11 protein-coding genes are annotated in these 11,338 nt (G+C 37.9%); 7 read left to right on the top strand and 4 right to left on the bottom strand.

The window, feature by feature from the left end:
* On the top strand, positions 1 to 318 hold a 318-nt coding region (locus IW22_RS24795; RefSeq protein WP_228383974.1), incomplete at its 5' end, for a transposase.
* 349 nt (positions 319 to 667) lie between these two features.
* Here the strand turns inward: IW22_RS24795 and IW22_RS02270 are convergent.
* The 3 genes from IW22_RS02270 to IW22_RS02260 form a co-directional block, all read right to left on the bottom strand.
* On the bottom strand, positions 668 to 1,123 hold the full coding sequence (locus IW22_RS02270; RefSeq protein ID WP_034723785.1) for a DUF1801 domain-containing protein: 456 nt from the start codon (positions 1,121 to 1,123) through the stop codon (positions 668 to 670).
* A gap of 111 nt (positions 1,124 to 1,234) precedes the next feature.
* Entirely contained in the window at positions 1,235 to 2,887 is a 1,653-nt protein-coding gene (locus IW22_RS02265; protein ID WP_051890936.1) for a DUF6029 family protein, read from the bottom strand.
* Positions 2,888 to 2,897: 10 nt separating this feature from the next.
* Positions 2,898 to 3,377 (bottom strand): TlpA family protein disulfide reductase, encoded by a 480-nt coding sequence (locus IW22_RS02260; RefSeq protein ID WP_034723858.1) that lies wholly within the window; start codon positions 3,375 to 3,377, stop codon positions 2,898 to 2,900.
* 206 nt (positions 3,378 to 3,583) lie between these two features.
* Between IW22_RS02260 and IW22_RS02255 the strand changes: the two genes are divergently transcribed.
* The 4 genes from IW22_RS02255 to IW22_RS02240 are packed head-to-tail and all read left to right on the top strand — an operon-like array spanning position 3,584 to position 7,353.
* Positions 3,584 to 4,642 carry an Omp28-related outer membrane protein gene (locus tag IW22_RS02255; RefSeq protein WP_034723784.1) on the top strand — a complete coding sequence of 353 codons (1,059 nt, stop codon included), beginning with the start codon at positions 3,584 to 3,586 and terminating at the stop codon, positions 4,640 to 4,642.
* A gap of 32 nt (positions 4,643 to 4,674) precedes the next feature.
* Complete coding sequence (locus IW22_RS02250; RefSeq protein WP_034723783.1) at positions 4,675 to 5,526, top strand: choice-of-anchor J domain-containing protein; 852 nt, start codon at positions 4,675 to 4,677, stop codon at positions 5,524 to 5,526.
* Positions 5,468 to 6,544 carry an Omp28-related outer membrane protein gene (locus IW22_RS23470; RefSeq protein WP_051890929.1) on the top strand — a complete coding sequence of 359 codons (1,077 nt, stop codon included), beginning with the start codon at positions 5,468 to 5,470 and terminating at the stop codon, positions 6,542 to 6,544. Before IW22_RS02250 ends, IW22_RS23470 begins: the two co-directional genes overlap by 59 nt.
* 59 nt (positions 6,545 to 6,603) lie before the next feature.
* On the top strand, positions 6,604 to 7,353 hold the full coding sequence (locus tag IW22_RS02240) for a T9SS type A sorting domain-containing protein (RefSeq protein ID WP_034723782.1): 750 nt from the start codon (positions 6,604 to 6,606) through the stop codon (positions 7,351 to 7,353).
* An 87-nt stretch (positions 7,354 to 7,440) separates the two neighbouring features.
* Here the strand turns inward: IW22_RS02240 and IW22_RS02235 are convergent, their stop codons facing one another.
* Positions 7,441 to 9,228 carry a T9SS type A sorting domain-containing protein gene (locus IW22_RS02235; RefSeq protein WP_081873869.1) on the bottom strand — a complete coding sequence of 596 codons (1,788 nt, stop codon included), beginning with the start codon at positions 9,226 to 9,228 and terminating at the stop codon, positions 7,441 to 7,443.
* Between the two features lie 403 nt (positions 9,229 to 9,631).
* Here IW22_RS02235 and IW22_RS02230 point away from each other — a divergent pair, with 403 nt between their 5' ends.
* Both IW22_RS02230 and IW22_RS02225 read left to right on the top strand, forming a co-directional pair.
* Positions 9,632 to 10,837, top strand: coding sequence for a pyridoxal phosphate-dependent aminotransferase (locus tag IW22_RS02230; RefSeq protein ID WP_034723780.1), 1,206 nt, complete (start codon positions 9,632 to 9,634; stop codon positions 10,835 to 10,837).
* A 13-nt stretch (positions 10,838 to 10,850) separates the two neighbouring features.
* Positions 10,851 to 11,336 (top strand): hypothetical protein, encoded by a 486-nt coding sequence (locus IW22_RS02225; protein WP_034723779.1) that lies wholly within the window; start codon positions 10,851 to 10,853, stop codon positions 11,334 to 11,336.
* Positions 11,337 to 11,338: the final 2 nt, after the last annotated feature.

Genomic DNA, 11,338 nt, shown 5'->3' with positions numbered 1-11,338 from the left:
AAACTCAGAGCAAGTTTATTAAAGCAGCAAAGTAATTATAAACTAATGCAATCCAAATTAGCTGAAGAATTGTTGAAGATGAATAAAGAAGAAATAGCGCTTTTAGAAAAACATATTGCAATTTTAGAAAAGGATATAGAAAATGTAATTGCTTCAAATCAGGATCTTAAGAAAAAAAGTGAGCTTTTAAAGACTGTTCCGGGTATAGGAAAAGTTTTATGTTGGATGATGTTAATAAAAACAGGAAACTTTGAAGAGATTACAGAACCTAGAAAGCTTGCCTGTTATTCAGGCGTTGTTCCATTTGATCATCAATAGGGAACTTCTATAAGATACAAACCTAAACTATCTTTCTACGCTGATAAATCATTAAAAAGTATACTTCATATGGCAGCAATGAGCGCTATAAGACTGGAAAATGATCTTAGAGAATATTATTTAAGAAAGGTAGCTGAGGGAAAAAATAAAATGCTGGTACTGAATAATGTGAGAAATAAAATTATCCATAGGGCTTTTGCCGTTATCAATAAACAAAAGCCCTATGAAAAAAATTATATAAATAATTTGGTAACGTCATAGAAATCAGCCCCCAGAAATATTTGTATTCAAAAATGATAGTCGTCATGAAGTAAGTGAAGAGTCTGTTTCTTTTTTGAAATTGGCTCTTTTATTTTTTAAGCTGGCTTTCGTAAATACTGATCCAGTCTTCCACTGTCATTTTTTTGCTTACCTCAGCGATGAGCTCAAAAGGAATATCTTCCGGTTTTTTGAAACGGACACATGATTTCCCCATATCCAGTTTCCGTTTGGAATGTTTGGGATATTCTGCGACAAACCAGTCCAGCAGTTCTGGATTGGCGTACATTCCCATATGATAGAAGGCGATGAAATTCTTTTGCGAAGCCAATCCCATAAAAGGCAACGGTGAATCCGGAGTACAGTGATAACCTGCAGGATAGGTTTCCAAAGGTACATTCCACCCTATCATTCCATAACTGACACCTTCCTGAAAACCTTTTGGCAGATTGCCATTCACGGTATCAAACAATTTTTTGAATGCTTCCTGTCTTTCTTCAGGAATTTTGGAGATATAATCGGATACGGAGTCAGCTGGAATTTGCATATTCGGTCAAGTTTTATAATGTTCCAAATTAATAAAATTTATAATACATACAATGATGGCTGAATATATTTATACATCCTTCTATTCAATAGTAAATTTCTAAATGACTGTTTAATAACTTGCACTTACACCAAGGGACAAACCGGCACTTTCCGGTACAAATCTACAGACACCACCTACACACAGCAATCCTCCCCGCTGTCTTCCGTATGAAGCCTGAACCCTGAAGCTGTTTTTTCTGAATACGACACCACCGGTATAATAATGCATTTGCTTTTCTTTATCCGGGTTGCCATAGTTATAAAGATCATTGACGAAAACTGACCAGTTCTTTTTAAAATTATATTCCGCCAAACCGGCAGCCCAATTTCCATGGTAACTGTCTCCCCACTGATGCTGGAGTTCCAGTTTCACAGAACTTTTTGAAAATTTACAGATATTATCAAGAACTACTGTTTTTGCTTTCACCTCACCTATTGTTTCCTCTGTCCTGTAAGTGTTATAATACTGATTGATGAAAACAAAAGCAATCTTCCAGTTTTCCTGCAGTTTTGTTCTTATATCTATACTTTGATCAGCATAATACTTTTCTCCGAGCTTTAAAAAATCTGTTCTGTAGTTATTATGATCATTGATATAATTACGATAGGTTCCTTTGAGGCCATACCAGTTGGAGATGTTCAGCGACAGGTCCACTCCATATTTTCCTCCAAGCAGTGTTCCTTTCTTTATTTTATAAAAAATATCGAACTGCGAGCCTATCTCTCCTGATTTCTTCTGAGGCAGAAAGGCAAGTCTGGGCTGTGCCTGATACACATAAATATTGGCAAGACTGTAGTCATACTGCTTTGTAAGTGCCGGTAAATAATCCAGAACGGCATTATGGTAAATATTTCCGATCTGATCACGCTGGGAATATAAATTGAAATTTTCCAGTCTACGGAGATTCGCAATAATCCCAAACCGGTTGGTAGCATAAGAAAGATTGAGATAATAGGCATTACCCGGGAAGGTATTATTCGGGTCCAGAACAGTGACCTGTTTTATATTGTCTTTAGTTTTGTACAGGTATTCAAATTCCATGGCAAATTTGGAATACTCCATTTTCAGACGTGATGCATATACATCTACATTTTTCGGATACAGCGTATTTTCTCTGTTGTTTTCATACTTATTAACATAGCTGAATCCTACACTCGTCCGGAGATTTTTGATTTTCATCAGAGAATCAATCTTAACCTCAGCATCCAGTCCGCCAATCATTCCGTCGGTAAGTTTAAACCCTGATCTTTGTTTTCCTGCCAAAGCTTTCAACGTTATGATCTGATCCGGGTCGGAATATTTTATCTTAGCCCCAAGCAGGGAATTGGCAATTCCAAGCTGTTTGTCTTCCCAGAGACGTAATGCCAAACCACTTCCGAACTGTTCATAAAAGTGGCCTAAAGTAACATCAATACCAGCTTTTTCATTGTTATAATTAACGTAATAAGTGGATAAATTGGTCTCTTTAAAAGCCGGAGAATAATTCAGTAAAGCCTTAGGCTCATAAGATTCGAGCTGTGCACCGAATGTGAAATTTTTCAGTTTATAATTCATATTCAGATAATTATTGGATCTGAATCTTTGGGTGGCTTCTGCTTCGGACAATTTTATTTTATCATCATCTATATAGTATTGGGAGTTTGATTCTAAATTTACAGTCAGCTGACAAAAAAATTGAGTACTACAAAGAAACAGGGTACTGATCATTAATTTATTCATCATTTTCAAAAGATTAATTTTTATAACAATCTTTAATTTTCGCGATCAGCTCGTCCTCGTCACCTGAGGAATATCCAACATGGGAATATACTATTTTACCCTTATGGAGAAGCACTAAATAAGGAATACTGTTCACATTCAGTGCTCTTTTCAGGGTCTGGTTAGAATCCAAAAGTACAGCATAAGGCCAACCCTTACTTTTCACTACTGTTTTTACTTTTGAAGCTGTGCGGGCGTCATCTGTAGATACTGCATACACACTGAATTTAGCTTCCTTTTGCCAGTCTTCATATTTCTCATTGATTGTGTTGAGTTCTTCCATACAGGGCAGACACCAGGTTGCCCAAAAAGTCAGCACTACAGGGTTTGAAGAGTCTATTTTTGAAACATTTACCTTTTCATTATTCAGGTTGCTAATGGATACATTGGGAACCTGCTGAGCATAGAAAAGAGGGAGGGACAAAACCAGAATCACTAATAATATTTTTTTCATCACAGTTGATATTTTTTTTACAAACATACAGAATAAAAATTAATGATATGTTAATTAATTATATATATTTGCAATATAAAAATCAATATAATAAGCATTTTATTAAATAATCAGTAAATTAATTAAGTAAAATATTAATTGATTTACCCAATGACTTTGATAACATTTTAGAGAACCTGGTTTTAACTGAATATTTTAAAAATAATATGAAAAAAAACTTAATATTTATTATCCACGGCATGTTTCTTTTTTTCATTCTACGATCATGCCAAGGCTCAGCAAGTGACGAAGGTGACTCTGTAGCCACTTACCTGACAGTAACTGCTGAAGGCGGAAATGAAAAATTAGTTGGAAAAACATTTACTTTTAAAGTCAAGGACAATCTTACCAACGATGTTACTCCGCAGAGCCAGATCTATGTCAACGGACAACTGATTTCAGGCAATACCTTCACCCCCACTGAAAAAGGAAGTTACACTGTAAAAGCTGAATACAAAGGCCTGCCCTTAAATCCAATTTCCGTAAAAGCGGTTGTAAGCAGCGGAATAAGTTTTAAACACAGAATCTTATACGAGGATTTCACAGGAACATGGTGCGGCTACTGCACCATAGCACTGGCAAGACATGACAACCTCGCCCATCAGACCGAAGATTTTGTTTTTATAGGAATTCATGGTCCAGCCGGCACCAGTGATCCCTGGTCTAATGATACGAGCACTGAAATGGAAACTTCTAAAAACGTTACGGAATGGCCGGCTATGTTTATTAACAGAAATACGGTTTGGCCTTATGATTCCAATTATACAGATATGTCTTTACCGCTGGGACAGCTGAGTGCTTTCAGTAAAATCGGAATAAAAATGAAATCTTCAGTCTCCGGAAACACCTTTACTACAGAGGCTTCAGTTTTGTTTACTGAAAATTTCACCCATCTTAAAATAGCCGCTTTTGTGGTAGAAGACGAACTGGTACATCATCAGAAAAATTATATCAGTTCGCTTTATGGCGGCAGCAGCTATATTTACAATTACATTCATCATAACGTTTTACGAAACAAACTGACCTCATCAGTAACGGGGGAAGGTATCCCCGACACTCAGACCGTTACATCCAGTGAATATTCCAGAACTTTTCAATATACAGTCCCAGCAACATACAACACTGATAAACTTAAAGTGATCATCATGATTATGGATGCCAATGGCACCGTACTCAACGTAAGGGAAGAAAAAATAAATACAACCAACACCTATGAATTTTTATAATAACATTTTTTACAATTTAAATTTTTAACAATATGAAAAAGATTTTATTTTTTGTGGGTATTCTCATCTCGGGAATACATTTTTCACAAACTTATTACAGCCAGGATTTTAATACTGCCGGGCTTAACAATTGGGTTAGTACAGACATTGATGGAGACGGTAAGCAATGGAGTAATGTAAATGCATCGTCATTAAGCTCAAATTTCGGAACTGGAGCACTCATTTCTTACTCTTACTTATCCGGTGCAGCTTTGTCTCCAAATAATCTCATCACCTCTCCACTGATCAACTTGGGATCTGTATCAGCATCGAATGTTGTTCTTCAGTACGATATAGCAACGAACACGCAATATCCTGCCGACAAATATTCAGTGTATATCACAACTTCCAATGCATCCGGAACCATCACAGCCTCTACTCCTGTTTATACAGAAACGGTATCTACAGGTGGATTCCAAAGCAGATCAATCGATCTTACGCCTTTTATAGGACAGCAAGTTTATATCTCATTCAGACATTATGAATGTACAGATCAATTGTACTTAATCGTAGATAATATCCAGGTAAAAACTCTTGCAGCCAAAGACATTACCCTGAAAAACATTTCTCTTACTGAATATGGGCTTATAAGCACTGACTACCAGCTTAAGGCAACCGTAAAAAACAATGGTTCCGAAGCTATTAATAATATCACCCTTAACTGGAATGATGGAGTAGCTGATCATATTTCTACCATCCCATTAGCATCTCCTCTTAACACAAGCCAGGAAATTACGATTACACATCCTGTAGCTATCAATTATTCTTCAGTGGCTGAAAAAAAATATGGCGGTAACAATTACTCAGGTAAATGGCGCTGCGGACACAACACCCGCGGACAATAGTAAAAATACTACGTTCAGAACTGTAAGCCAAAATTCACCTAAAAAAGTATTGATTGAAGAAGGTACCGGAACCTGGTGCGGATGGTGCCCTAGAGGCGCAGTTGCCATGAAACATATGGATACCAATTATCCCAATGATTTTATTGGAATCGCAGTACACAATGCTGACCCAATGGTAGTCGCTGAATACAATTCCGGGGCTAATTTCAATGGTTTCCCATCCATGAATGTAGACCGAATTGCTTTAAATCAAGGGGTAAGTAATGACAATATGACAACACTGGTGAATACAAGAAAAGTTCTCATCACCCCTGCACAACTCAATGCATCCGGAGGTTTGGCAGGAAATTCACTTACTCTTAACGCTTCAGCTATATTCAGAACTGTCATGAGCAACGCAAATCTAAGATTCGCTGTAGTTTTGGTAGAAGATGATGTAAAAGGTACTACTACAGCTTATAATCAAAAAAATTATTATGCCGGTGGAGGTCAGGGTGTAATGGGAGGTTATGAAGTCTTACCGGACCCTGTTCCTGCAGCACAAATGATCTATGATCATGTAGGCAGAATGCTGATTGGAGGATACACAGGACAGGCAGGCTCTGTTCCTACCTCAATTACAGACGGACAGGTTGTTAATTATACATTTACAGCCAATATTCCCACAACTTATAATTTGGCTAAAGTAAAGGCTGTTGTTCTTTTATTAAATGCAGCTACCGGCGAAGTCATCAATGCACGTTCTTTCCTGCTTGGCAGTCTGGGAACAAGCACCGCAGAAACCAATACCAATTATCTGACGGTGTATCCTAATCCAGCATCTGAATATTTCAAAGTACAGGCTGATAAAAATGTAGATATCAAACTGTTCGACACATCTGGAAAAATTGTTTTAGAAAAAACCAATATATCACCGGACAGTCCGGTTTCTGTTGAAAAACTGGCCAAAGGAATGTATTTTATTTCTATTACAGAAAAAGGCTCAGCGCCAAAAACTCAAAAGTTAATTATAAAATAATAATCTGAGAGCACTGGGTTCCATATCGGAACTCAGTGTTTTTCCTAATCATTAAATCTATGAAAAATTTTATTTTTTTATTGCTAGGCGTTCTTGCTCCGTGCTTTAATCAGGCACAACTAACACTCGTAAAAGAAAACGGAACCACAATTCCCAGCGGAAAGGTTCTTACCTACAATACCACTGCCGAAAACACCGCTACGCTTCATTATAAAATTAAAAATACCTCATCAGCCGCTGTAAAAGTGCGTATTAAAATTGTGAGCATCCAAAATGCGACAGGAAGTGGTTTTCAGTTCTGCTACCTCAACACCTGTCTGCCCTCTGTAGCTCCCAATGCTGTATACCCTTCGAATTCCAATGCTCCCATTACGATTAACGCCAACTCAGAAACACCTGCCAGTGGATATAATATGTGGAATTCCAATACCGGAAGCGGAACTTTCCCTATTGATTATATCATAAAGTATTACCTGGTAGATGATTTTAATAATGAATACGGAACACCAGTGACCATTATCTACCGGTATGACCCGAATGCCATATTAGCAACAAATGAAACCGGAAAAGAACACAAACAGTTCGCCTCCATATCCTCTACTCTTTTTAAAAACATCATTTCCGTTATAGCCAAAGAAAACATCACCTATCATATAAGCAATATGGAAGGACGTCATGTATTAAAAGGAAATCTGAAAAAGGGAGACTCTACAATAGATGCATCCACATTGAATACGGGAATGTATATGATAACCCTGCAAAATAATCATGGAAAAATCATTTCAAAGAAAGTCATTAAGAATGAGTAATTGATTGAGTCAATACTCAGATATCAAAAAATGAAAAAACGGTGACTATTTATCAGAGTCACCGTTTTTTCATTAATTAAAAATATATTATTTTTTGATCGCTTTCACCGTAGACTGTGAACCGTCTTTGAAGTAAACCGTCACAAAATAAAGTCCTGTATTCAGTGTGCTCAGATCAAGCTCTTTCACAGCACCTGTAAAGTTTTTCACGGTTCTGCCGGAAGCATCTCCCACTGTTACATATTTTACTTCTCTGGTATCAGAAATGTACAGAATATCTTTGAACGGATTCGGGTGAACCGATGCTTTCTTTACCCCGTCTTTTACTTCTGAAGTACTCAGCTGAGCATTTTCAACCGTAAAGTTGTCAACATAAAAATTATAATCGGGATCGTCATTCACAGCTCCATCTGTTGCATAAAAAGCAAATACGGTATTCGTACTGTTGTATCCCGTTAAGGTATAAGAATACGGCGTTGACGTATTGGTAGGTGCATTGGCTGCGTTCCATGTGTGCAAGACTGTCCATGTAGATCCGCCATCATTAGATACCAGGAACTGGATCACATCATCAGATCCCATTGGTGAAGAATTGGTACTTAGGTAAGCTGCTACTCCATAATCGAATTTAACTTTATAGGAGCCTGCGGAAAGATTGAAAGGTAATGTTTTGAGCCATCCCGTTCTGCCTGTTGTATATAAATTGATTGTTGCTGATCCACCAGACCCTGTTCCTAAGAAACCTCCTGAAGCCCAATAGTTACTTGTTCCTGTAGGCCCTGTAGCAGGAGTACCGCCCGAAAGATTACTCGTCCAGCATGTTCCCGGGAAGGTGTTGAAGTCATTTGTATAGGATGGAACCACAGTACCACATAAAGTAGTAAATGTTCCTGACTGCGACCATACGCTCTGAGCCGTTGCTGTACTACAATTCGTTCTTACCCAATAATAGTAAACCGTACTTGATGATAAGGAAGGAATAGTAAAGGAAGTTCCTGTTACTCCGGGATGATTCGGTACTGTTGCAGCTGTAGGAGACGTATTGGTTGTATTGTAGTATACATCATAGCTTACTGCCTGAACCGTGGCCGGTACCGTCCATGAAACCTGAGCAGAGTTTGAAGTAAGTGTCCCTACAGACTGAAGTGTTGGAGCTACACAGTCTGTATAAGCATCTGCAGAAAAAGCAAAAACATTGGCGATTCCCGTGCCGCTAACTTTAGTCACCGTGATACTTTGAATAGGCTTAGTCTGATTGGCTGCATCAAGTGTCAATAAAGACTGATACAATCTCGGGTTTGTAGAACTCGATTCTAAAACATTATTCGCTCTATTGATTCTACCAATCCCACGGATGGCATAGTTTGTTCCGTCATACCAGTCAGAGATTGATACTCCTGAAAACGTCTGAGTGGTGTTATCCGTAAAGTTGACCGTTACATTCACTGTACATGGTCCGCTTCCTCCGGTAGCAAGCATATATACTTTAAAAGCAGGAATAGGTGTGACAAATGACAATGTTCCGCTTGTCCCACTGGTGGAAATTTTAAGAGAATTATTCCCATAAAGATCCCCCAGTTTGTAGCTCAATCCTGGTGTAGAAGCCACTACAGAATTTACGATCCCGTTTACCGGAAGTCCGTAGGTGAGTGCGGAACTTGTAGGAGTAAGTTTAAAATCCCTTGCCACAAAGGCAAAAGACACACCGTCAACGTCTTCTGTGGTGCTTGATAAGGCAGAACCTACATCATTGGCGATAACATCTGCCGTATATCCGGACTGGACCGGCATGGTCTGATAATTTTGGGCATTCATCGCTGATGCCGCAAAAAGAGTCACAATCGAAAGGACTCTCAATGGTAAATGTATTTTCATAATTATTTTTTATTAGCGCTGAAATTTAATAAAAAATATAATACAAAACTGATATTATTATGAAATAATCAAACATTTATAAATAATATTAAGATATTGATATATTAATTTATAGGGAAAAATTATTTTATGACCAAATATTTTATTCACATTTTCATGTATTATTTTAACAATTTTAATCATTTTGACCTATAATTAATCTCCAACACTTATTATTTTCAACAAATTGATAACCAGCATTAAACATAAATAAAAAGAATTACGTTTGTCATCAAAAGAACAGGCAACCATCAATTTTAATTTGCTGATTTCCAAAACAATTAAAAAGCACTCAAAATGAACAACAGGTTATTTTATTATTGAGAAATTAAATCTTATTTTTGCCATACAAATTTTTTGAACAATGCCGAATATTTCAAACAGAGCACAGCATATGCCGCCATCGCCGGTAAGAAAACTGGTTCCTTACGCTTTAAAAGCGAAACAACAGGGAATAAAAGTATATCACCTTAATATCGGACAGCCTGATATTGAAACACCGGAAACGGCTTTAAATGCTTTAAAGAATATTGATCTTAAAGTATTGGAATATGCGCTTTCTGAAGGTAATATAGAATACAGAAAAGCCCTTACGGAGTATTATCATACTTTAGGTTTTCCAGACCTTACCCCTGATAATTTCATCGTTACCAATGGGGGTTCTGAAGCCCTGAACTTTGCGATTTCGACTTTATGTGATGACGGCGACGAGGTGATTATTCCTGAGCCTTACTATGCCAACTATAACGGTTTTACCAGCACATTCAACGTGCATGTAGTAGCAGTTCCGTCTACGATTGACACAGGTTTTGCACTTCCTCCGATCGAAGAATTTGAGAAAAAAATTACAGAAAAAACAAGAGCAATCGTTATCTGCAACCCGGGTAACCCTACCGGATATCTTTACACCCGTGAAGAGCTTCAGAAGCTGGCAGAAATTGCTTTGAAATATGACATCGTTGTGATCTCAGACGAAGTATACAGAGAATATGTGTATGACGGAAAGCAACAGATTTCTATGCTGGATTTCCCTGAACTGAGCGAAAACTGCATCATCATCGATTCAGAATCCAAGCGTTATTCTATGTGTGGCGTAAGAATCGGATGTATGCTAACCCGTTCAAAAAAGATACACGATGCTGCTATGCTTTTTGCACAGGCGAGACTGAGCCCGGTTCTTTTGGGACAGATCGCAGCTACAGCAGCACACCAGAATGACGGAGCTTACATCAGAGCGGTAAGAGAAGAATATACGCACAGAAGAAATATCTTGGTAGACCTTCTTAACGCTATTCCAGGGGTTATCTGCCCTAAGCCAAGAGGAGCATTCTACTGTGTCGCTGAACTTCCGGTGGATGATACCGAGAAATTTGCACAATGGCTTTTAGAAAAATATTCCCTTAATAAAGAAACGATCATGGTAGCTCCGGCAGGAGGTTTCTACAGTGATCCTGAACTTGGAAAAAAGCAGGTAAGAATTGCTTACGTCCTGAAAGAGGAAGATCTTAAGAAAAGTGCTGAAATCCTAAAACAGGCGCTGAAGACTTACAGAGCAGAATTCAGCCTATAAAAAAATACAATCTATGCCGGCAATAAAAAAAAATGATCTGAAACTCCTGTTTTCACTATTTTTGCTGCCGGCATTTTTTTCCTGTGACAAGAATAAGGATCAGGTTTCTGTCTCTCATCAGAATCCGAATGAGATCACTTTCATCAGCTTATCCCATATCGGAGGCGAGCGTGGAGATTACAAAATCATCAAAGTCACAAAAGATTCCATCCATGCAGAACACGGCGTTGCAGACCTCCAGACCCACAAAGAATGGAACTCGGCCATCACTGCACAGAACTGGAAAAATATGACAGCTTCCATCAGGGTTAAAGATCTTGATGACATAGAAAGTTCTCCCAGCAAGCAATCTGTAGACGGCATCGACGAAACTTTTCAGATCAGAACTCCGAAAAAGTCTCATATTTATGTCAATTCTTATGCAGACACGATTCATTACAAACAGCTGAAACTGTTTAAAGAACAACTTAATCTCCTTCTTCCCACAGAATATCAATAATC

It is taken from the genome of Chryseobacterium sp. JM1 (assembly GCF_000737715.1).
In the GTDB taxonomy this organism is placed as follows: Bacteria; Bacteroidota; Bacteroidia; order Flavobacteriales; family Weeksellaceae; genus Chryseobacterium.
Note: the sequence above shows the minus strand (reverse complement) of the source record. Positions and strands in the feature narration are given on the sequence as shown.

What these genes read in the sequence shown, in the direction of transcription:
- IW22_RS02270 (WP_034723785.1), bottom strand. Translation starts at nt 1,123, where the DNA reads ATGCAAATTCCAGCTGACTCCGTATCCGATTATATCTCCAAAATTCCT.
- IW22_RS02265 (WP_051890936.1), bottom strand. Translation starts at nt 2,887, where the DNA reads ATGATGAATAAATTAATGATCAGTACCCTGTTTCTTTGTAGTACTCAA.
- IW22_RS02260 (WP_034723858.1), bottom strand. Translation starts at nt 3,377, where the DNA reads ATGAAAAAAATATTATTAGTGATTCTGGTTTTGTCCCTCCCTCTTTTC.
- IW22_RS02255 (WP_034723784.1), top strand. Translation starts at nt 3,584, where the DNA reads ATGAAAAAAAACTTAATATTTATTATCCACGGCATGTTTCTTTTTTTC.
- IW22_RS02250 (WP_034723783.1), top strand. Translation starts at nt 4,675, where the DNA reads ATGAAAAAGATTTTATTTTTTGTGGGTATTCTCATCTCGGGAATACAT.
- IW22_RS23470 (WP_051890929.1), top strand. Translation starts at nt 5,468, where the DNA reads ATGGCGGTAACAATTACTCAGGTAAATGGCGCTGCGGACACAACACCC.
- IW22_RS02240 (WP_034723782.1), top strand. Translation starts at nt 6,604, where the DNA reads ATGAAAAATTTTATTTTTTTATTGCTAGGCGTTCTTGCTCCGTGCTTT.
- IW22_RS02235 (WP_081873869.1), bottom strand. Translation starts at nt 9,228, where the DNA reads ATGAAAATACATTTACCATTGAGAGTCCTTTCGATTGTGACTCTTTTT.
- IW22_RS02230 (WP_034723780.1), top strand. Translation starts at nt 9,632, where the DNA reads ATGCCGAATATTTCAAACAGAGCACAGCATATGCCGCCATCGCCGGTA.
- IW22_RS02225 (WP_034723779.1), top strand. Translation starts at nt 10,851, where the DNA reads ATGCCGGCAATAAAAAAAAATGATCTGAAACTCCTGTTTTCACTATTT.